24 protein-coding genes and 1 riboswitch are annotated in these 21,400 nt (G+C 52.2%); of the genes, 16 read left to right on the top strand and 8 right to left on the bottom strand.

The genetic code is table 11. The annotated features are described in order from the left end of the window. Positions 1-357: 357 nt before the first annotated feature. The 4 genes from P8H26_RS13855 (at position 358) to P8H26_RS13870 (ending at position 4,200) form a co-directional block, all read left to right on the top strand. Positions 358-1,551, top strand: coding sequence for an aspartate aminotransferase family protein (locus P8H26_RS13855; RefSeq protein WP_289633720.1), 1,194 nt, complete (start codon positions 358-360; stop codon positions 1,549-1,551). A 12-nt stretch (positions 1,552-1,563) separates the two neighbouring features. Next, positions 1,564-2,490, top strand: coding sequence for an ornithine carbamoyltransferase (argF, locus tag P8H26_RS13860; RefSeq protein WP_289633721.1), 927 nt, complete (start codon positions 1,564-1,566; stop codon positions 2,488-2,490). Between the two features lie 193 nt (positions 2,491-2,683). Beyond that, positions 2,684-3,664, top strand: a complete 981-nt coding sequence (locus P8H26_RS13865) for an Hsp33 family molecular chaperone (protein WP_289633789.1) — start codon at positions 2,684-2,686, stop codon at positions 3,662-3,664. After that, entirely contained in the window at positions 3,661-4,200 is a 540-nt protein-coding gene (locus P8H26_RS13870) for a GNAT family N-acetyltransferase (RefSeq protein WP_289633722.1), read from the top strand. Before P8H26_RS13865 ends, P8H26_RS13870 begins: the two co-directional genes overlap by 4 nt. A gap of 103 nt (positions 4,201-4,303) precedes the next feature. Here the strand turns inward: P8H26_RS13870 and apaG are convergent, their stop codons facing one another. Continuing rightward, entirely contained in the window at positions 4,304-4,714 is a 411-nt protein-coding gene (apaG, locus tag P8H26_RS13875) for a Co2+/Mg2+ efflux protein ApaG (RefSeq protein ID WP_289633723.1), read from the bottom strand. 64 nt (positions 4,715-4,778) lie between these two features. Further along, complete coding sequence (locus P8H26_RS13880) at positions 4,779-5,975, bottom strand: O-succinylhomoserine sulfhydrylase (protein WP_289633724.1); 1,197 nt, start codon at positions 5,973-5,975, stop codon at positions 4,779-4,781. Between the two features lie 88 nt (positions 5,976-6,063). Further along, positions 6,064-6,143: riboswitch (SAM riboswitch) on the bottom strand. Positions 6,144-6,297: 154 nt separating this feature from the next. Here P8H26_RS13880 and P8H26_RS13885 point away from each other — a divergent pair. Both P8H26_RS13885 and P8H26_RS13890 read left to right on the top strand, forming a co-directional pair. Continuing rightward, positions 6,298-7,386, top strand: coding sequence for a 2'-deoxycytidine 5'-triphosphate deaminase (locus tag P8H26_RS13885; protein ID WP_289633726.1), 1,089 nt, complete (start codon positions 6,298-6,300; stop codon positions 7,384-7,386). A 115-nt stretch (positions 7,387-7,501) separates the two neighbouring features. After that, complete coding sequence (locus tag P8H26_RS13890; RefSeq protein WP_289633727.1) at positions 7,502-8,287, top strand: glycosyltransferase family 25 protein; 786 nt, start codon at positions 7,502-7,504, stop codon at positions 8,285-8,287. Between the two features lie 17 nt (positions 8,288-8,304). Here P8H26_RS13890 and P8H26_RS13895 read toward each other — a convergent pair whose 3' ends face one another. Then, a complete protein-coding gene (locus P8H26_RS13895; protein ID WP_289633729.1) occupies positions 8,305-8,682 on the bottom strand; it encodes a hypothetical protein in 378 nt (125 codons plus the stop codon). Positions 8,683-8,946: 264 nt separating this feature from the next. On the opposite strand from P8H26_RS13895, the gene P8H26_RS13900 reads away from it, so the two are divergent. The 10 genes from P8H26_RS13900 to P8H26_RS13945 all read left to right on the top strand — a co-directional run bounded on the left by P8H26_RS13900 (position 8,947) and on the right by P8H26_RS13945 (position 17,275). Further along, the gene (locus tag P8H26_RS13900; protein ID WP_289633730.1) at positions 8,947-9,939 is read left to right on the top strand and encodes a GlxA family transcriptional regulator; all 993 of its coding nucleotides are present in this window, start codon (positions 8,947-8,949) and stop codon (positions 9,937-9,939) included. Between the two features lie 74 nt (positions 9,940-10,013). Further along, a complete protein-coding gene (locus P8H26_RS13905; protein WP_289633731.1) occupies positions 10,014-10,280 on the top strand; it encodes a DUF6460 domain-containing protein in 267 nt (88 codons plus the stop codon). A gap of 28 nt (positions 10,281-10,308) precedes the next feature. After that, positions 10,309-10,782 (top strand): CAP domain-containing protein, encoded by a 474-nt coding sequence (locus P8H26_RS13910; RefSeq protein WP_289633732.1) that lies wholly within the window; start codon positions 10,309-10,311, stop codon positions 10,780-10,782. A gap of 194 nt (positions 10,783-10,976) precedes the next feature. After that, positions 10,977-12,335: an MATE family efflux transporter gene (locus P8H26_RS13915; RefSeq protein ID WP_289633733.1), complete on the top strand. Its 1,359-nt coding sequence runs from the start codon at positions 10,977-10,979 to the stop codon at positions 12,333-12,335. Positions 12,336-12,671: 336 nt separating this feature from the next. After that, complete coding sequence (locus P8H26_RS13920) at positions 12,672-13,970, top strand: cell wall hydrolase (protein ID WP_289633790.1); 1,299 nt, start codon at positions 12,672-12,674, stop codon at positions 13,968-13,970. Between the two features lie 314 nt (positions 13,971-14,284). Then, positions 14,285-14,710: an AtpZ/AtpI family protein gene (locus tag P8H26_RS13925; RefSeq protein ID WP_308446678.1), complete on the top strand. Its 426-nt coding sequence runs from the start codon at positions 14,285-14,287 to the stop codon at positions 14,708-14,710. Between the two features lie 183 nt (positions 14,711-14,893). Beyond that, positions 14,894-15,646 (top strand): F0F1 ATP synthase subunit A, encoded by a 753-nt coding sequence (locus P8H26_RS13930; RefSeq protein ID WP_022711130.1) that lies wholly within the window; start codon positions 14,894-14,896, stop codon positions 15,644-15,646. Between the two features lie 183 nt (positions 15,647-15,829). Then, positions 15,830-16,057: a F0F1 ATP synthase subunit C gene (locus P8H26_RS13935; protein ID WP_022711131.1), complete on the top strand. Its 228-nt coding sequence runs from the start codon at positions 15,830-15,832 to the stop codon at positions 16,055-16,057. A gap of 114 nt (positions 16,058-16,171) precedes the next feature. Further along, a complete protein-coding gene (locus tag P8H26_RS13940; protein ID WP_289633735.1) occupies positions 16,172-16,783 on the top strand; it encodes a F0F1 ATP synthase subunit B in 612 nt (203 codons plus the stop codon). A 12-nt stretch (positions 16,784-16,795) separates the two neighbouring features. Next, entirely contained in the window at positions 16,796-17,275 is a 480-nt protein-coding gene (locus tag P8H26_RS13945; RefSeq protein ID WP_289633737.1) for a F0F1 ATP synthase subunit B, read from the top strand. 73 nt (positions 17,276-17,348) lie between these two features. Here the strand turns inward: P8H26_RS13945 and P8H26_RS13950 are convergent, their stop codons facing one another. The 5 genes from P8H26_RS13950 to P8H26_RS13970 form a co-directional block, all read right to left on the bottom strand. Then, positions 17,349-18,059, bottom strand: a complete 711-nt coding sequence (locus P8H26_RS13950) for a ribonuclease HII (protein ID WP_289633738.1) — start codon at positions 18,057-18,059, stop codon at positions 17,349-17,351. A gap of 112 nt (positions 18,060-18,171) precedes the next feature. After that, the gene (locus P8H26_RS13955; RefSeq protein WP_289633740.1) at positions 18,172-19,356 is read right to left on the bottom strand and encodes a PA0069 family radical SAM protein; all 1,185 of its coding nucleotides are present in this window, start codon (positions 19,354-19,356) and stop codon (positions 18,172-18,174) included. A 156-nt stretch (positions 19,357-19,512) separates the two neighbouring features. Next, positions 19,513-20,061 (bottom strand): molybdenum cofactor biosynthesis protein B, encoded by a 549-nt coding sequence (gene moaB, locus P8H26_RS13960; RefSeq protein WP_289633741.1) that lies wholly within the window; start codon positions 20,059-20,061, stop codon positions 19,513-19,515. Between the two features lie 12 nt (positions 20,062-20,073). Then, positions 20,074-20,991, bottom strand: a complete 918-nt coding sequence (locus tag P8H26_RS13965) for a 4-(cytidine 5'-diphospho)-2-C-methyl-D-erythritol kinase (RefSeq protein WP_289633742.1) — start codon at positions 20,989-20,991, stop codon at positions 20,074-20,076. 9 nt (positions 20,992-21,000) lie between these two features. After that, the gene (locus P8H26_RS13970) at positions 21,001-21,189 is read right to left on the bottom strand and encodes a hypothetical protein (RefSeq protein WP_289633743.1); all 189 of its coding nucleotides are present in this window, start codon (positions 21,187-21,189) and stop codon (positions 21,001-21,003) included. Positions 21,190-21,400 lie beyond the last annotated feature (211 nt).

The following is a 21,400-nucleotide window of genomic DNA, read 5'->3' on the forward strand; positions in this document are numbered from 1 at the left end:
CGTGCAACACTCGGGAGTTTATTTCATCCGCACGGGGTCAGAAATTAGCTGTCACAGATCGGCAAAAGGCTTTTACAGGCTGGTCGCAGGACTGTTACCTATACGTCAAACCCGCGTGACAGCGACATTTTTGCACGTTTTATGGTTGCTGTTTTGCTCAATCACAGTTCCGTCTTTGATTGACATTTAAATATTGGCGAACAATAGTGCATTGTCTGGCCGCCCTGAGGGCGGCTTTTTGATTTCATCCGCGCGCAACAACCGCTTCTCCGGGGGAGTTTTGAAAAACTCACGGAGACCGGTGAAGACTGGTGATGATGCCCGCTTCAATTTAAAGGCTTTGGAGGCCTTATTGGCATGACGACTGCAAATGTGCACCCGCTTTACGACACCTATAATCGTGCAGCGTTGCGCTTTGAGCGAGGGGAAGGCGTTTGGCTGATTACAGAGGGCGGTGAGCGCTATCTTGATTTTGCAGCCGGTATTGCTGTGAATTCACTCGGCCACAGCCACCCGCATCTGGTGAAGACACTTCAGGATCAGGCCGCCAAACTGTGGCACCTGTCCAATGTTTATGAAGTGCCTGGTCAGGAGCGTCTCGGTCAGCGCCTCGTCGACAATACATTTGCCGATAAGGTATTCTTCACCAACTCCGGTGCCGAGGCTCTGGAATGCGCGATTAAAACCGCACGTCGTTATCAATTTACCAATGGCCAGCCTGAGCGCTACCGCATTGTCACTTTTGAAGGTGCCTTCCACGGCCGCACGCTGGCAACTATTGCCGCTGGCGGACAGGCTAAATATCTTGAAGGTTTCGGCCCGAAGGTTGATGGTTTTGATCAGGTACCGTTTGGCGATGAAGCTGCATTACGCGCTGCCATTACACCTGAAACCGCTGCTATTCTTCTGGAGCCTGTGCAGGGTGAGGGCGGTCTTCGCTCTTTCCCGACCGAGTTCCTGCGTCTTATTCGCCAGATCTGCGATGAAAACGGCCTGCTGCTGATTTTGGATGAAGTACAGACCGGCGTTGGCCGTACCGGTAAATTCTATGCTTATGAATGGGCTGGTATTGAGCCTGATCTGCTGGCAACAGCTAAGGGTATCGGCGGCGGCTTCCCTATGGGGGCTTGTCTGGCAACAGCAGAAGCAGCCAAAGGCATGGTGATCGGCGTGCACGGCACGACCTATGGCGGCAATCCGCTGGCTATGGCCGTGGGGGAGGCTGTTCTGGATGTGATGCTGGCGGATGGTTTCTTCGATCACGTCAACGAAATGGCATCGCAGTTCCGTCAGGGCATGGCTTCGATCATCGACCGCTATCCGGATGTGTTCACAGAAGTGCGTGGCAAAGGCCTGATGATCGGTCTGAAATGCGTGGTTCCGAACACAGATGTTATTACAGGTCTGCGCGCAGAGAAAATGCTCAGCGTTGGCGCCGGTGACAATGTTGTGCGTTTGCTGCCGCCGCTGACAGTAACGGCAGATGATATGCGTGAAGCCCTGAACCGGATTGAAAAGGTTGCAGCCAAGCTTTCAAAAGCTGCTGCATAACGGTGACTGATAATGGCAAGTGATAAGACTTTAAAGCATTTTACCGATCTCTCAGCAGTCAGCCCGCAGGACCTGCGCTTCATCCTTGATGAAGCGCGCGCCCGCAAAGAACGATTAAAAGCCGGTGAGCGCGATAAGCCGCTTGATGGTAAAGTTCTGGCTATGATTTTTGAAAAGCCGTCTACTCGAACCCGCGTTTCTTTTGATGTGGGTATGCGCCAGCTCGGCGGCGAAACAATCATGCTGACCGGTTCGGAAATGCAGCTTGGCCGCAGTGAAACCATTGCGGATACGGCTAAAGTTTTGTCACGCTTTGTCGATGCTATTATGATCCGTACAACATCTCATGAACGCATGCTCGAACTGGCTGAGCATGCGACCGTGCCTGTGATCAATGCTCTGACCGATGATACTCATCCGTGTCAGATCATGGCCGATATTCTGACTTTTGAGGAACATCGCGGCCCGATCAAAGGCCGCACGGTGACATGGAGCGGTGACGGCAACAATGTGCTGCATTCCTTTATTGAGGCTGCAGCACAATTCGACTTCCGTTTGAATATTGCCACACCTTCGGGCAGTGAACCGCTGTCGCGTTTTGTTGACTGGGCAAATGCAAAAGGCGCAAAAATCTTCTCAACCACCAGTGCCGAAAAGGCTGTGACCGGTTCTGACTGCATCGTGACCGATACATGGGTTTCGATGGGGCAGGAAGATAATGCGCGCGGCAATAATGTTTTCATGCCGTATCAGGTGAATGCTGACCTGATGGCGAAGGCCAATAAAGATGCTTTGTTCATGCACTGCCTGCCAGCCCATCGCGGTGAGGAAGTGACGGATGAAGTGATTGACGGCCCGCAATCGGTTGTCTTTGATGAGGCTGAAAACCGGATGCATGCGCAGAAGGCGATTTTGACCTGGTGCCTTGAAGGACGCTGATCGCTTCTTATCTATAGAATAACGTATGGATCGGTATGCCCCGATCCTGATTTGAAGATTGAACCACGGCTTGCAGGTCGTATAACGCCTGCGAGCCGTGTGTTATTTGTGGCGCGGATATTTGCACGCCGGTGAAAAGAGACTTACGATGAATAACCAGACCAGCTTAGAGCAGATTGTAGTTGATAGCCCGATGCCAGACCATATTACCATGTCCGGTGATGATGTTGTTGTGCCGTTTCAGGTTGAAGGTCTGGATGTGCGCGGCCGTACGGTGCAGCTCGGCGCGGCACTGGATGCTATTCTGAAACGCCATAATTATCCGGAAGTTGTGTCACGCCTGCTGGGCGAGGCTGCGGTTCTGACTGTGCTGCTTGGCACATCGCTGAAATTTGATGGCAAATTCATCTTCCAGACCCGTTCAGACGGCCCTGTGGACATGCTGGTTGTGGATTTCCGCACACCGGATGCGATCCGCGCTTATGCCCGTTTTGACGAAGCCCGTGTGGCTGAGTTTGTGGCGGCTGGTAAGACCAAGCCGGAAGAACTGCTGGGGCAGGGTACGCTGGCGCTGACTGTGGATCAGGGTGAGTTTACGCAGCGCTATCAGGGTATTGTTGCTCTTGACGGTTCTTCGCTGGAAGATATCGCACGCAATTACTTCATGCAGTCTGAACAGATTGCGACTGAAGTTCAGTTGGCTGTTGCCAAGCTTTTCGAGCGCGGTGCCGATGGCAAAGCGACCGAACAATGGCGTGCCGGTGGCCTGATGGTGCAGTTTCTGCCGCAGTCCGAATTGCGGGCGCGTCACCGTGATCTGCATGGCGGTGATAATCCGAATGGGACTGAAGCTGAACAGGCTCCGGTTGAGGATGAATGGCAGGAAGCCCGTTCACTGGTTGCGACCATTGATGACTCTGAATTGACCGATCCGCAGGTGCCGTCTGAGCGTCTGTTGTATCGCCTGTTCCATGAGCGCGGCGTGCGCGTTTATGAAGGCACGAAAGTGACCGATCATTGCGCTTGTTCGCGGGACAAGATCTTCGGTGTGCTGAAAGGCTTTTCGGCTGAAGAAATTGAGCACAGCACAGAGAATGGCAAAATCTCTGTGACCTGTGAGTTCTGCTCAGGCCGTTATGATTTTGAGCCATCGGAAATTGCAGCTGCACAATGAGTGCTGATGCAAACAAATGTGCCTGCCTGATACGGCAGGCACAGATTGCAGATGCAGCATTATTACCTGAGATTGAGTGCTCGGTAGCCAAAACCTTCAGCACCGATCCGTCACTGCATTTCATTCTGGATATGCCGGTGATGTCTGTTGAGCAGCATCTGGATTTTATGCAAAAAGGCCATGTGCTGGTTACGGAATGTGACGGGGTGCTTGGCGGTTTTCTGGTTGCAGAAGCCATGCCGGATGAAAGCTGCCTGCATGTCTGGGAATTATCCGTCCATCAGGATTTCCAGCGGCGCGGGCTTGGCCGCAAATTGCTGGATGCGGCGGCAGATATTGCCAAAGCGCAGGGCTGCACACAGCTAAGCCTGACGACTTTCGGCGATGTGCTGTGGAACCGGCCTTTTTATGAAAGCTGCGGCCATCAGGTGCTGCCGGTCGATCAGTATAATGCGCGTTTTCGCTCAATCGCTGAACTGGAAGAGTCCATCGGTCTGCCGATTGAGCGCCGTGTGACGATGATTAAAACTGTATAGTTAGAGCATAATTCCTTAAACTTGGATCAGTTTAAGGTAAAATTATGCTCTAATTTTAAAGTGTTAGAGCGACCTTTGTGTGCCAAGTCTGGCACACGGCGCTCTAGTTCAGAACCGGCCTGTGTCCCGGCATATCGAGTGAAAAAGCCGGAATTGTAATGGCAAATAGCTTGCCTTCATCAGGGCTGCCTGCCTCATGATTTTGCATCATATAGCTGCCGGACATCATGCCGGATGAAGTTGTCAGCGGGCAGCCGGAGGAATATTGATAGCTGTCACCCGGTTTCAAAAATGGTTCTTCGCCCACCACGCCGGGGCCGCGCACTTCTTCCGTGCGTCCATGCGCATCGGTAATTTTCCACGTCCGTGAGCGCAACTGCACCGGAATGTCCGAATGGTTGATGATCGTCACCCGATAGGCCCAGACATAGCGGGATTCATCCGGTGAAGACTGCTCCTCCAGATAAAACGGCTCAACGGTCACTTCGATATTCTCAGTAAATGCGCGATACATATGAACCACTCTGGCTGGCAGGGCATGACGGCTGCTGACAAATCACCAGCCGTCGAGTGCCAGTTTAGCCTTGTGCGGCTTTCAGCGCAAAGCCAATATCATCGATCAGATCATCCGCATCTTCCAGTCCGATGGAGAGACGCAGCAAGCCGTCAGTAATGCCGAGTTCTGCCTTTGCCTCATCGCTGAGATTCTTGTGCGTTGAGGTTGCCGGATGGGTGATCAGGCTTTTCGCATCACCGAGATTGTTGGAAATACGGATGACTTCCAGCGCATTCTCAAACGCGAAAGCTGCTTTTTTGCCGGCTTTGAGTTCCAATGCGATCATGGTTGAACCACCGGTCATCTGACTGGCAATGATGTCTGCCTGCGGGTGATCCTTGCGACCCGGATAAATCACACGGGCAATGGCATTCTGCTCGGCCAGAAAATCTGCGATTTTGGCTGCTGAGCGGGTCTGGGCTTCAACGCGTACGGCCAGCGTTTCCAAGCCTTTGAGCATTGTCCATGCATTGAACGGGCTGAGACCCGGGCCGGTATGGCGGAAATAATCCTGCAAGACTTCAGTAATCCACTCGCGGTCGGAGAGAACAACCCCGCCGAGGCAACGTCCCTGACCATCAATATGTTTGGTGGCGGAGTAGACAACAATATGTGCGCCCAGTGCCAGCGGTTTCTGGAACAGCGGGGTGGCAAACACATTGTCAACGATCAGCTTGGCGCCGACGCTATTGGCAATGCCCGCAATTTTGGCAATGTCCATGACTTCCAGTGTTGGATTGGTCGGGCTTTCCAGAAACAGCACTTTGGTATTCGGCCGGATGGCGTTTTCCCAATTTTCGATTTTCACGCCGTCAATCAGTGTGAACTCAACGCCATATTTCGGCAGTAGCGTTTCAATAATATACCGACACGAGCCGAACATGGCTTTTGCTGCCAGCACATGGTCGCCGGCACTTACCTGACAGAGAATTGCAGCAGCAACAGCAGCCATACCGGAGGCGGTGGCGCGTGCTTCTTCTGCACCTTCAATCGCGCACATGCGCTTTTCAAACATATCGGTGGTCGGGTTTGCGTAACGGGAATAAATAAAACCCGGATCTTCGCCGGTAAAGCGGGCTTCGCAGGCCTCAGCGCTGTCATAAACAAAGCCCTGTGTCAGAAACAGTGCTTCTGATGTTTCACCATAGGGCGTGCGGGTCGTACCGCTATGCACAAGCTGCGTTGCGGGGCGAAGGGTACGGGTATGTGTCTTTGTCATCGGTCCAACCTAATTAAAAGGATGGTCGGCAGGGTTCGGGCCACACCGGCCAATAAAAACCGGCCTATGCATGAAGACGCAAAAAGGCCGGCTCGGAACCGCGGCCACATTTAGCAACTTCTTTAACGTGGCTGCAAGCCGGCCGGCCAAATCACCACGGTTATTTTTGTAGGACTGTTATGATTGTGCTGTCAAGCACTCGATTTTACAGGACTTGACAGGAAAGAGTGAAATCTATCTGTAAATGCGGAGATCACAGTAGCCCTCTTTTAACCGTTAATGACTAGGTTGCGGTAAAATAAATTTAATGACTGGACAGAGAATGACCCGAGATAGCGGAATTTTGGCAGACAGCGATATTGCAGCTCTGTTTGAAACCGGCGCGCTGACGTCTGCGCGAGCCTTGGATCATGACCAGATACAGCCTGCCAGTCTTGATCTGCGTCTTGGCGAAAAAGCGTATCGCGTTCGCGCCTCCTTCATGCCAGGGCCGGATACGCCGGTTGCTAAAAAGCTGGAGCGCCTCAAGCTTCATGAGATTGATCTGCGTGAAGGTGCAGTGCTGGAGACCGGTTGCGTCTATATTGTGCCGCTGCTGGAAGGGCTGGCGCTGCCGCCGGAATTATCTGCTTCTGCCAACCCGAAAAGCTCAACGGGTCGTCTCGATATTTTTACCCGTGTGATCACCGACAGCGCACAGGAATTTGACAAGGTACCTGCCGGTTATAACGGCCCGCTTTATCTCGAAGTCAGTCCGCGCACTTTCCCGATTGTTGCGCGCACCGGTTCGCGTCTGTCGCAAATCCGTTTCCGCAAAGGTGCTGCGCATCTCAATGAAACAGAGTTGAGTGCCTTGCACACAGCTGAAACGCTGGTGGCTTCCGCCACGCCGAATATTTCCAATGGCGGTATCGCGCTGTCGATTGATCTGAGCGGCGCTGAAAACGGCCTGATCGGTTATCGCGGCAAGCATCATACATCTGTGGTTGATGTCGATAAGCGCGCGCAGCATGATGTGCTGGATTTCTGGGAGCCGATCTATGATCGCGGTCACCGTGAACTGGTGCTCGATCCAGACGAGTTCTACATTCTGGTTTCACAGGAAGCTGTGCATGTGCCACCGCTTTATGCTGCGGAAATGACGCCTTTTGATCCGCTGGTCGGTGAGTTCCGCGTGCATTATGCCGGTTTCTTCGATCCGGGTTTCGGCAATGTTTCAGCGGGCGGCAAGGGCAGCCGTGCAGTGCTTGAAGTGCGCAGCCATGAAGTGCCGTTCATTCTTGAACACGGGCAGATTGTCGGCCGCTTAATTTATGAGCATATGCTCAAACGACCAAAGGCGCTTTATGGCAGTGATCTGGGCTCGCACTATCAGGCGCAGGGTCTGAAACTGTCCAAACATTTTCGTTAAAAACTGCTCATTTCTTGATTGTATCTCCACAAACTTGCATCTACTGATAATTCCGTGATGCAAGACAGCCAGTCTATGGCGGTGCGCGTGAAACCGTTTTATGGCGGGAGATAGTGTGAGAACATATCTTATAAATCTTGATGGCAGTCAGGAGCGTTTTGACACTTCCCGCGTGCAGCTGGAACAGGCCGGAATCGCTTTTACGCGTGTTTCTGCCGTGGACGGGCGCGGCAGCGATCCCAGAGCACATCCGTCCTATAATGAAAGACGTGCGCTTGCTTTTATGGGGCGTAATATCAGCGGCGGAGAGATGGGCTGTTACCTGAGCCATCTCAAAGCTGCACAGATGTTTCTGGATACCGGCGAGAAATACGCAATGGTTCTGGAAGACGATATGGGATTTCCCGCTGATCTGGCGCAAACCACAACTGAAATTGTGAACTGGCTTGAAAAGAGCGGGCAGTATTGGGATCTCATCAATATCGGCACCGACGGGATGAAACGTCATTCCCCGCTTCATGGTTTCAGCTCCGCTGAACAGACGCATATGCTGACGCGTGCTCATTATTTCCCGATGACGACCGGAGGGTTGATCTGGTCGCGTGCGGGTGCGCAGAATTTCGTGAGCAGTCAAAATCTTATTTTCGCACCGGTCGATAATTATCTGCGCTTCTGGCTGACGCGAACAAATACCGGCCTTGCGGTCTGGCCGCCTCTGATGAAAGCACGCGGCGAGCAGAGCGATATTGATGCTGTTGTCAGTAAATCGCGGGGAACGGCGACAGCTGAACGCCATTTTTTCTATAGTCTGATCAGACAAAGATGGTTTGCATTGAATAAAATCCGCTCATACCGGCATTTATGGATGGAGCGGCTGAGAAGAAGACAGCCTGCCGGTTAAGGCAGCCTGTCATTTATTCAATGTCTGCGCAGTTTGCGTTTGGTGCGCAGCTGTCGGATGAGAGCTGGAAACAGCAGAATAAGTATTAATCCCACTGCCCAGATGATCCACACCACAGGGGCGAGTGAGGCATGCAGAAATGCGATTGCCGGTTCTGTAAGCTGACCAAGGTTGAGAGCGTCAAAAGCGGTTGTGACTTCCTTTCCTGCGAGTGATTTTCCGGTGTCAATCAAAGCGCTGCCGCCGGTTACTGCCCAGTTGATCAGGGTGTCAGCTATCGTATAAAGCAGCATTAATGCCAGTGACCAGACAATCACGCCGATGATGATGAGCAGCATCAGCTTGCCTCTGTTTCGCGGCGGTTCCTGATAATCATAAGAATATGGTCGGGACATTTTAAACCTCTTTAAAAACGAATTGTCAGACTTATAAATTTTCAAATATGCCTTTGCTCAGTCTGTTGCCCTACTCCGGCGGGTTGTGTCTGAGAAAAGCAACTGGTGTATTGGCATGCTGCATGCTCTAGCGGCTAGAGAAGCAAGCAGTTTTGTTCCGGTTGCTTTTAATGCGCTGTGCCGGGTTCTGCGCTGTCGCAACTCTTTACAAAAACTGTTATCAACTTTATCGCTGGTGAGGGGCAGGGGAGTGAGTACAGGGTCATGGAGACGGGGAAGCTCGGCAAAAAAACGGTTGAAGCAGATGCGCAGCGCCTGATGCTGGGCATTATTGTGCTTCCCGGATTTACATTGTCTGCGCTCAGCCTGTTTCTGGACCCGTTTCGTCTTGCTGCTGATGATAAGGATAAAAGCCGTCAGATCCGTTGCGGCTGGAAAATATGCACATTAACCGGCCTGTCGGTTGAATCCAGCTCCGGCATGGCCGTTGAACCAACCGCCCCGATCGGCGCGCTGGATGATTGTGATTATGTGGTGGTTGTCGGTGGTGTGCTGCCGCACTACCGGCCGGGGCAAAATACCCTGATTGAAGTGTTGAAACGGGCAGACCGGCACAATAAAAATGTTATCGGACTATGCACTGCCGCCTTTATTGTTGCTGAGGCAGGCCTGCTTGAAGATCGCAATTGCTGCGTTAACTGGTTCCACAGAGAAGATTTTTTACAGCTTTTCGACGGATTTACCGCTGATACCACGAGCCTGTTTCACCGCAGCGGCAGGCATTTCACCTGTGCTGGCGGATTGGGCGCGGCATCTCTGGCGCTGTCTATTATTCAGGCGGAAATCTCCGAAGAGCTTGCACGCAAAAGCGCGTCAATTCTGATGTTCCCTTTTGAGCTGATGACCTCAGAGCAACCGGCGCTCAGTTTCAACGGTGTGCGCTCTCCGATGATCCGCAAGGCGATCCGTATTTTTGAAGAAACGCTGGAAGACCCGCTGGCAATGGCAGATGTCGCCCGCAGGCTTGGTATCTCTACCCGTCAGATGGAGCGTGGCTTCCGGCTTGGGCTTGGCAAAACGGCTTTTCAGGTGCGCGAAGAATTGCGGGTGCAGCGTGCGAAAGAGCTGCTGACAACAAGCGGCTCATCGCTGTTGGAAGTTGCGGTTGCCAGTGGCTTCACCGACACGCGCAGCATGAACCGTTCTTTCATGCGCCAGAACCAGAATTTGCCGCGCAGTTACAGAAATACCCGCTGAAATTGACGGCAGCAGAGGCTTGCCTCTTCAGATATTCGTGCTTATTTGTTGCGTCTCAACAAAGGAGTGTCCCAATGTCAGACCGCGCTACCCGCTTTTTGGGCGATACGCCAGGCCGCATCATCGTGAAACTGGTACTGGTGTCGCTGGTTGTTGGTGTTGTCATGCACGCCTTTAACTGGACGCCTTATGATATTCTCTGGAATATCCGCGATTTCTTTATCAGTCTCTGGAATATGGGCTTCTCGGCATTGTCACGTTTTGCTGATTATCTGCTGCTGGGGGCCGCTGTTGTGATCCCTGCCTTTATTTTGCTCAGAATTATCAATTACAGAAAATAACCTTTTTCATTGTTACAGATGGTTTTTGATGACTGACGAATTTCTGATCTCGCGCCGCCGGATGATAATTACCGGCGGTGCCTTGTTGCTTACGCCTGCTTTTATGCCGCTTTCTGCTGCGTTGGCAGCGGAGAACGTCAATGAACTGGTGAACAAAGTGCGCCGCCAATATGGTGCGCCGCCGATGCAGCCTGAAGAAAAGCTGGAAAAGGCCGCCCTCTATCAGGCACGCCTGATGGCAAAGCATGGCAAGATCGGTCATAGTATCGGTTGGGGAAACAGCTTTGGAGGCAGGCTGAAACAGGCCGGAATTCGCGGCCCCGCAGCAGAAAATGTTGCTTCCGGCCAGAAAGATGTGCCGGATGCACTGACTGCATGGCTCAATTCGGCAGGGCATCGCAAAAACCTGCTTGATCCGTTGTTCACCCGCTATGGTCTGGCTTATGCGGCGCGGGCAGAAAAACCACATTATCTGTATTGGGCTATGCTCTACGGTATTTAAGCCTGCGGCGAGATGCGCGCCATAATTCGCCATGATCTCGCATAATTGTGCTGACCGCTTTGGCAAAACAGGATATTGCTTGGCAGGATTTTCTGCGCTGACCGATAAAACCGCTTAATATAACCGCACCCAGAGCGGTAACCGGAACGGCTGACGGCAGAACCATTATTCGCTGACAGTTTTCGTGTGGTTATATGTTTAAGCCCGATAGTGACGCTCTCGCATCGTCTCTCGTTCGTCCGTTCAATGTAACGCACCGGATGGTGCTGACGATTGCCATTCCCATGACGCTGGCAGGCATGACCACGCCTTTGCTCGGGCTGGTGGATACGGGTGTTATCGGGCAGCTTGGCAATGCCGGTATGCTGGGCGGTCTGGCAATGGGCGCGCTGGTTTTCGATTGTCTGTTTTCGGTTTTTGGGTTTTTGCGCTCAGGCACAACAGGGCTTGTGGCGCAGGCTATGGGCCGTGGTGACAGCAATGAAGAGATCATGGTGTTCTGGCGTGCGATTATTGTCGCGCTGGTGGCCGGTTTGCTGATGATCGCGATTTTGCCGCTCACGCTCTATGCGGCCAATGATATTCTTAAACCTACATCGGATACGGCCAAGGCACTTAATGAATATGTGTCGATCCGTATGATCTCGGCACCGATGGCACTGCTCAATTTCTCCGTACTTGGGCTGTTGCTGGGGCGCGGTAAGGGGCTTTTCGGGCTGGCGCTGCAATTTTTGCTCAATGGCATCAATATCATTCTGGCGCTGACGCTGGGTCTGGGGCTGGGCTGGGAAGTTTCCGGCGTGGCATGGGCAACCGTTGCAGGTGAAACTGTAGCAGCTGTGACGGGCATGACCATTCTGATCTGGCGCGGCGGTGCGTTGCGCAAGCTGGATATCAACCGCCTGTTTGACAAGGCGGGCATGTGGCGGATGATCGTTATCAGCCGCGATATTATGATCCGCTCATTGCTGCTGATGTCGACTTATGTGTTTTTTGCCCGCGTGGGCAATGAGATGGGCACAATCACGCTGGCAGCGAATGCCGTGCTGATGAATTTTTATCTCGTTGTCGGCTTCTTTCTGGAAGGCGTAACGATTGCTGCCGAACAGCTGGCGGGGCGGGCGGTTGGCGCGCGCTATAGCCCGGCCTTCCGGCGTTCCATTCAGCTGACCTTTTTCTGGGGCATGGCGATGGCGCTTGTTATGGGGCTGATCTTTCTCGCTTTCGGTGATCTGCTGGTCAATGTGCTGACAACCGAGCCGGATGTGCGCCAGATGGCGATTTATTATCTGCCTTGGGTGTCGCTGACAGCGCTGACGGGGCTCTATGCCTTCCAGATGGATAGTATTTTCATCGGTGCGTCATGGTCCAAGGACATGCGTAATATGATGTTCTTGTCTTTGTTCGTATTTTTCGGCGTGCTTTATGGCACACGTGACTGGCTGGGTAATCACAGCCTGTGGCTGGCACTGAATATGTTCCTGTTTATTCGCGGGGTGACTTTGTCATTCATGCTGCCAAAGCGTTATCGCGGAGAATTCCCGCTCACCTGAACGGCGATACCTCTGCAGCCCGATCTAAAATAAACCAGCCGGATCATCCTCTGCGGATGATCCGGCTGGCTCGTTTTTGAGTAATAAGTTTTCTAAATTAGAAATATTTTTATGCGCGTTTCTTGCAGATAAAACGCTGATTTTGCGTTTCAAATGGTCGCCTGTCAGGGGAAAGCTCAATGAAATCCAACCGTTTAAGCTGGTTGGTGACAACGGCATTAAGTAAAAATTAATAAATAAAATCAAGGGCTAAAGCCACTCAGCGTTAACGATCCATCAAGGTTAATAGATCATTATTTGACTATAGTCATCTTGTTGAGTGAGTGGAGTATTCCGGTGCGTAGTGTAGCTTTGCGGGCCCTTTTCGGCCGATCCGGCAATGAGCCAGCACAGGTCTGGTATTATCCGTCAGAAGGGTATTCCCCGCAGGATGGCCGTTATTATCCCGTGGCCGTAACCGTGAAACAGAAGCGCCGGTCGATAACTTTGCCGAAGCTTCTCGCCGGAGTGGGGCTGTTTTTCTATTCGAGCAATGTGATCGCCTATCAGGATATGGCCAGCATGATGAGTGTTGGCGAGCAGTCCGGCAATCGCTGGGCAACCTATATGGTGGATGCTCCGGCCGGTTCTATCCACAAAGCTGAAATGCCGTTTGTTGATTCGTCTGTCGTAACCGGCAGCCTGACTGCCGCCGCGGATATTGAGGGTCTGGGGCGCGTTGTGATGAGCGGTCGTGTAGCTGGCGGCAAGCGCGGCGTTGATGATCCGAATCCGGATGAAAAACGCATCAGCCGTTCGGACAAGCAGGGACGTCTGGTTTCTGTGCAGACCAAAGCGCCCGCGCGCATGTTCAATGCAGGCTCACTGGCCGAACAGGTATCATCGGTGAGTCCCAGGCTGATGCAGCCGGTAGCCGGTAAGAAAGATGTCAAAGCGGCCTTTGTCAAAGCGCCGATCCGCGGCAAAGAAGTTGAGATTACACTGGCATTCCATCGTCCTGAGGTGAAGCCTGTTGTGCCGGTGCCAACTGCACTTGCGTCGCTGATCACCAATGACAAGCCGGATGTGCTGGCGCTGGGTTATGCTCCGGCAAAGCCTGATTATGCCAAAACTTCGCCTTTTGAGAGCATTCTTGTGCCGGAAAAGGACAGTGGTCGCTTTATTCCGCCGATCAGCGCGCGGGATCACAATTGGGCCGCCACGCCTTTGCCACCAGCAGCATTCAGTGCGGCAGAGCAGAAATGTCTGGCTGAAGGCATCTATTTTGAGGCGCGTGGCGAGCCTGTCAAAGGGCAGGCAGCCGTTGGTCAGGTCATTCTCAATCGTGTACGCAATCCTGCCTATCCGTCAACGATCTGCGGCGTGGTTTATCAGAACAAGGATTGGCGTAATGCCTGTCAGTTTTCTTTTGCGTGTGACGGACAAAAACATCGCGTAACGGAAACGGGGCATTGGCGTATGGCGCAGCAGGTTGCGAAAGCAGTGACTGCGGGTCAGATCTGGCTGCCGGAAGTGGGCTCTGCAACCCATTATCACGCAACATATGTGCGTCCTCGCTGGGCGTCGACAATGGAAAAAGTCAAGAAAATCGGATTGCATGTTTTCTACCGCACTTATGGTGGCGGCTGGAGCTGAATTGCCTGAGTATGTTGCAGTTAACCGGCTTCAGGCAATGTCCGCAAACATGCGGTAATTCAGGAAACGAGAGCGGGCGCAACGGCTATGATTAAATGCGATCTGCTCTGGGGATTCGGTGTCTGAAATCACAGCGTGAAGCGGGATTCATGACCTGCTTCATGCTGATAGCTGTTAAGTATATGATTTAATAATACAAAAAACCTTCAACTTCTATGCAGACAGTGCCTTGACGAATGAGTTGGCTGTTAATATGTTGCGGCCGACTTCAGAGTGGGGTGAAAACCTCAGTTTTCTTGCCAAAGGAGGCGTGAATGGCCGCCGGGAAAATACCCGAAAAGCCTCAGCATTCCGATGATTCAGCAAGCAAGGCTGATATTTCAGCTCGGGCCAATACTACGGCCGGTGCTCAGGAAAGTCTGGACGACCGTCTGCGCAAGCTTGAAAGCCATCTGGCGGCTAAGGGCGTGGGGGAGAAATCCAAAAAAGACGAACAGGCCGAGAAAAATGCAGCCTCAATGGGGCAGGCCATGAAATTATCCAGCGAGTTTATAGCTGGTATCGTGGTCGGTGCCGTAATAGGTTGGTTTTTTGATCGTGTTTTAGGTACGAACCCTTGGGGATTGATTATTTTCCTCTTTTTGGGATTCGGTGCCGGTACTCTGAATGTTTTACGCTCGGCAGGATATGTTGCAGAAAGCGGCAATAATGTGGGCGAGAAGCAACAGAAAGAAAAATAATGTGCATAAAGGGTATCCCTGACATGCGCGGCAGCGAATAAGCCTGTAAAGGCAAGATGCGCTTGAAGCGATATCGCTTTTTGAGTGCTCTGAATTTTTTAAGGCCTTACGGTCTTAATTTTGAAAAGCGCCCTCGGGCATGAATGTAACGCCTTCGGGCACGGGTTGACAGGTGAGGTTAAGGTGGCAAACGATCCGATCCATCAGTTTCAGGTTTCCAGATGGATTCCTATCGATGTCGGCGGTGTCGATCTGTCGTTTACGAATGTGTCCGCCTTTATGGTGCTGACTGTCGTAACCGCTTCCGCTTTTCTGTTTCTGACATCAGCAGGCCGCGGCATTGTTCCGACCCGTCTGCAGTCAGTTTCTGAGATGGCTTATGAGTTCGTGGCGTCTTCTTTGAGAGACTCTGCCGGTTCTCATGGCATGAAATTTTTTCCGTTTGTGTTCTCGCTGTTCACATTCATTCTTGTAGCAAACTTTATCGGTCTGTTTCCGTATTTCTATACAGTGACCAGTCAGATTATTGTTACCTTCGCACTGGCGCTGCTGGTTATCGGTACAGTAATTATCTATGGTTTCTTCAAGCATGGCTTCCGCTTTCTCAAGCTGTTTGTGCCAAGCGGTGTACCAATGGCCATCGTGCCGCTGGTTTCTGCGATTGAAATCATTTCGTTCCTGTCCCGTCCGATCAGCCTTTCTGTGCGTCTTTTCGCCAGTATGCTGGCCGGCCACATCACAGTAAAGATTTTCGCAGGTTTCGTAGTTTCTATGGCTGCACTGGGTCCGCTCGGTGTGGGTGGCGCTATCCTGCCTCTGTTCATGACCGTTGCTATTACCGGTCTGGAATTCCTGGTCGCATTCCTGCAGGCCTATGTGTTCACTGTTCTGACCTGCATGTACATCAATGATGCAGTTCATCCGGACGGTCACTAATTGAAATTACTGCTGTCCGGCATTCGGGCAGCAGTCTTGCCTATCCTAAAATCAGGCTCTGCATTTTATTAAGAACTGTGTCTGACACATTATTTTTAGAATAACAGGTCGCTCTGAAATATCACCGGCGGGTTTCCGCCAGAACTGAAATCCGCATTTATATCAATCCAGAAGGAGCTTAACATGGAAGCGGAAGCAGCAAAGTACATCGGCGCAGGTCTGGCCTGTTTCGGTATGGCCGGTACGGCTCTCGGCCTCGGCAACATTTTCGGTAGCTTTCTTTCGGGTGCACTGCGCAATCCGTCTGCCGCTGACAGCCAGTTCGGCCGTCTGGTATTCGGTTTCGCCGTGACAGAAGCTCTGGGCATCTTCTCGCTGCTCATCGCGCTTCTTCTCCTGTTCGCAGTTTAATCGCTTAAGCTGCCGGATTAAATCGGCCGCATATGCAAGTCTCCTTCTTGAAGGTATATGGCATATGCGGCTGGTTATCGTTTATCAAGCCTGAGTGAATAAGGGGAAAATTGGATGTTCGTGTCCACGGCGTTTGCCCAAACCGCAACTGACTCTCAGCCGGCACCTGTGTCGGGAGCTGACAGTGGCAACTCTGTTGTGCACACTGAAACTGGTGTGGCGCACGATGCCGGTAAAGGCGTGTTTCCACCATTTGATTCCACCCATTATGCATCGCAGCTTCTGTGGCTCGCGATTACCTTCGGGCTGTTTTATCTGTTCATGTCGCGCGTTGTGCTGCCACGTATCGGCGGCGTCATCGAAACGCGTCGTGACCGTATTGCACAGGATCTGGAACAGGCTGCACGTCTGAAAACAGATGCCGATAATGCTATTGCTGCTTACGAGCAGGAACTGGCAGAAGCCCGCAAAAGTGCGGCTGTGATCGGTCAGGAAGCCCGTGATAAGGCTAAAACCGATATTGATGCTGAGCGTAAAGCTGTTGAAGCATCACTTGAAAAGAAATTGGCTGAAGCTGAAGACCGCATTGCTGCCATTAAGGCGAAAGCGATGAGCGATCTCGGCTCGATTGCTGAAGAAACAACTGCAGAAATCGTTGAAAAACTGCTTGGCGGTAAGTCCGACAAGGCTGAAGTCACGGCTGCTGTTAAAGCTGTCAGCGCGTAAGGGAGACCCATTATGGATGCAACGTTTATTGCCCTCGTCGGTCTGATTATTTTCCTGGCGCTGCTGGCTTATCTTAAAGTTCCGGGCATGATCGGCCGTTCGCTTGATGAACGCGCTGCGAACATTGCCAAGGAATTGGATGAAGCCCGCACTCTGCGTGAAGAAGCTCAGGCTTTGCTTGCTGAATATCATCGCAAGCGTAAAGAAGCTGAAAAAGAAGCCGGTGAGATCGTTGCCGCTGCACAGCGTGAAGCATCTTCTCTGCTCAGCGAAGCAAAAGCGAAGTCGGAAGATTACATTGTTCGCCGCAACAAACTGGCTGAACAGAAAATCGCTCAGGCTGAAAGCGATGCGGTTAATCAGGTTCGTGCATCTGCAGTGGAAATCGCTGTTGCTGCTGCCGGTACTCTGATCGCAAATAAAATGGACGCAAAAACTGCCGGTGAAATGTTCAAAGCATCACTGGATCAGGTTAAAACCAATCTGAATTGATTGCAGTTCATAGAGTTCAAAAAAAACGCCGCTTTATGCGGCGTTTTTTATGCCTGAAATTGAGTGATTTAGATTATTCACCCCTAAGCCAGCGTCCTTTGATTGGCGCAAAGCTATAGCGATGGAGTCTCGCAACGGGTCCTTGTTCTTCAATCGCTTGTCTGTGGGCAGCGGTGCCGTAGCCCGCATGTTTTTCAAGCCCGTATGCGGGATATATAAGTCCGGCACGCTCCATCATCTTGTCACGGGTGACTTTGGCAATGATTGACGCTGCGGCAATTGTGAGTGATCGCTGATCACCTTTGACCAGTGTCATGGCAGGGCAGGGCAAGCCAGCCGGTGATTTATTGCCGTCGACCAACGCATAGTCCGGCTGCACAGTCAGCGCATCGACGCAGCGTTTCATAGCTAGCAATGAGGCTGCGAGTATGTTGCTGTGGTCAATAGTATGCGCGCTGAGACTGCACAGACTTACCGCAATTGCTTTTTCCATGATGCTGTCAAACAACCGGTCACGTTTTGCAGCGGTTAGTCTCTTGGAGTCATCCAGACCCTCTGGCAGATTATCAGGATCAAGGATCACACAGGCAGCGACCACAGGACCTGCAAGGGGGCCGCGGCCGACTTCATCGAGACCGGCAATCAGTCTGTGTCCTTCAGCTTGCAAGCTGAGTTCATGACTGTAATCCGGTGTGAAGCTTACAGATTTATCAGCCGTGGTTTTGGCTGATGACTTAGGCTGCTTTTTAGAAAAAAGCGGAGAATCAGAAGGTGCTTTGCTCATAAACTGAGATTGCATCCTATCCAATTCTCCGCAAGCCACATCGCCAAAAGGGGGAAGCGACGTGGTGGCTGCCGGCAAAGGACGGGGCAGCCTATATCTGCTGGAGGGCAGATCAGAAGAGTGAAAGCTGCACCCCATTCGGCTGCGGCGGAGTGAAAAGGTCACAACGCAAACGCCGCTTATGGATATTCAATTCCAGCTTCCTACAGGCGATTTCAAAGCGGCGGCCAATCTGCCATGCATAAGGGCCTTCGCCACGCATACGCCTGCCCCATTCAGCGTCATAGTCTTTTCCGCCGCGCATGGAGCGCAGCAGGGACATGACATGCCGGTAGCGATCAGGAAAATGCTGGAGCAGCCAGTCTTTGAAGAGGGGGGCGACTTCATAAGGCAGCCGCAGCAATACATATCCGGCCTCACGCGCACCCATAGCATGTGCGGAATCCAGTATCCGCTCAATCTCGTGGTCGTTGATGCCGGGGATGACGGGGCCGAGCATGACAGAAGCGGGAATGCCAGCTTCATTGAGCTGTCTGATGGCTTGCAGACGCAGGCTTGGCGTTGAAGCACGCGGCTCCATATCGCGTGCGAGCTTCGCATCAAGCGTTGTGACGGAGAGCGCGACCTTTGCCAGACCCCTCTCAGCCATAGAGCCGAGAATATCAATATCCCGCGTGACCAGAGCAGATTTGGTAATGATGCCGACGGGATGATTAGCGGCATCCAGCACGCTCAGAATATCACGCATGATCCGCCATTTTTTCTCAATCGGCTGGTAAGGGTCAGTATTGGTGCCGATCGCAATGGTCTTCGGAACATAGCCCGCTTTGGAGAGCTCTTTCTCCAGCAGCTTTGCGGCATCCGGCTTAGCAAACAGTTTGGTCTCAAAATCAAGACCGGCCGACAGCCCCATATAACTGTGGGAAGGGCGGGCGAAACAATAGATGCAGCCATGCTCGCAACCGCGATAGGGATTGATGGAGCGGTCGAAATTGATGTCCGGCGAGTCATTGCGGGTAATGATCGTGCGCGGCTTTTCAATCTGAACTTCAGTTTTGAAAGGCTCCAGCTCTTCTAGTGAGTTCCAGCCGTCATCACTGTCGATCCGTGTCTGGCTTTCAAAGCGCCCTGAAGGATTAATGCCTGCACCACGCCCGCGACGGCGGCTGTGATCAATCCGAAGGCCGCTGCCGTCGATAATGGCATTTGCCTGATCTGTACGCTCCGAGCCGAATACAGCAGGACGGGAGAAAACGGCCTGATCAGCCGGTTCGAAAACCTCCTGTAAAATCGCCATAACTTTCTCCCTTCCGGAAATGCCATGAACAGCATGACCGGAGCAAAATATTTAAAATGAAGAAATTGATACGGCGCGTATTATACGACTCTGACGCACCGTTTGAGTTTTCAAATTAATATTAAAATAGGAACAAAGCAAGAACTTATTTTGCAGTCAAATTTTACGTTTCAGGTGCTCATCAAGGCGCGGCATGATCTCAACGAAGTTGCACGGGCGGTGGCGGTAATCCAGCTGCTGGGCAAGAATACCGTCCCAAGCATCGCGGCATGCACCGCCGGAACCCGGTAGCACGAAAACAAAAGTCTGGTTGATCAATCCGGCGGTAGCGCGGGACTGGATCGTGGAGGTGCCGATTTTGGCGTAGGACATTTGATGAAAGATCACTGAAAACCCGTCCATACGCTTGTCGAAGACCGGCTCCAAAGCGTCAGGCGTCACATCGCGTCCGGTAAAGCCGGTGCCACCGGTGGTAATCACCACATCAATGGCCGGATCTTTTGACCACTGCACAACCAGTTCACGGATTTTTGCAGCATCGTCCGTCACGATTTGACGGTCGCGCAGCAGATGGCCTGCTTCTTCAATACGGGAGGCGAGAAATGCGCCGGATGTATCGGTTTCCAACGTACGGCTGTCTGAAACCGTCAGCACCGCGATACCTACAGGTATAAATGCGCGTTCGGTTTTGGCAGTATCGGACATGGCTGGCTCCGGTTAAGCTTTATTCGGCAGGGTGGTGGTTGCGCAGACAAACCAATGCGGGTTTTGCTGTTGCAAAACCTCTGCGGCCTGTTGCGCCGCAGGCAGAGTGTCATAGATGCCGAAACAAGTCGCGCCTGATCCGGACATTTGCGCATAATGTGCGCCGCAATCCCGCAAAATCTGGAGAATTTCCGGCAATTGCGGTGCAAGCTGGGCGGCAGGCGGCAGCAGATCATTGCGGGTTGTTTTCAGAAAATTGCACAGTTCTGCATGACTGTCGAAACGTGCCAGTTCCGGCAATGCGGGATTATCCCGCTTGTGCATATGCTTGAAAATCTGCGGCGTTGATATCGCCGTGCCGTCATTCACAAGCACCAGCGGCAGAACCGGCAGGCCGGACAGGCTCTGCACGTCTTCACCGATACCTTTGGCAATCAATGCGCCGCCATAGAGTTGACCATGCAGGCACATCGGTACATCGGCACCAAGTTGCAGGCAGATTTGCTTCAGCAATGTCTGTTCCGGCTTGATGTTCCACAGGCGGATGAGCAGCGCCAAGAGTGTCGCTGCATCGCTCGACCCGCCACCGATACCGGAAGCAACGGGCAGGTTTTTTTCCAGATGAATAGCAATCGCAGTGCTTTGTTGCGGGAAATGCTCGCGAAGTGCATCCCGTGCCTTCAGCACAAGATTATCACCATTAACCGGCAATTGCTGTCCAAACCGCCCCGAAAGGGTGAAGCTGTCTTCCTGCGCGGGAGAAATTGTGATCTCGTCGCCATAGCCGGCAAAAGCGACAAGCGTATCCAGCAGATGGTAGCCGTCATCGCGCCTGCCGGTCACATGCAGCGCAAGGTTGAGCTTGGCATAGGCCGTGGCCTGCAATGCAGAGGAAGCCGGAGCAGTCTGCATACTGAAAATATCTGGCATGCGCTGGGATCAGTCTTTATCTGCCGGACGGTAAACGCCGGTTTTTGGATCACGCACCAGAGTGCCGCTGGCACCAGTACGGGCTTCATGTTCAGCCTGACGCACTTTTTGCGAAACACGTGCTGCCTCGCGCTTAAAGGAGCGATAGCCATAGATTGCAATTGCAACCAGAAGGATCAGAAAAATCAGCTGTGGCATACCGGCTCCTTTCCGGAGTGAGTTCAGAACCCTATTGATTTAGTCAGGGCGCTGTCTTGTTTCAAGAAGCTCTTATAGCATCTTATTCTGATGATATTATGATAACGCTAGAGCGTATCCCGAAAAGTGGGAACCGGTTTTCGGATAAGATACGCGTAAAAACAAATAGATAGAGCATTTTCTGTGATTCAAAATATACTGGAAATGCTCT

The sequence above is a fragment of the Pseudochrobactrum sp. sp1633 genome, assembly GCF_030376605.1.
Taxonomy (GTDB): domain Bacteria; phylum Pseudomonadota; class Alphaproteobacteria; order Rhizobiales; family Rhizobiaceae; genus Pseudochrobactrum.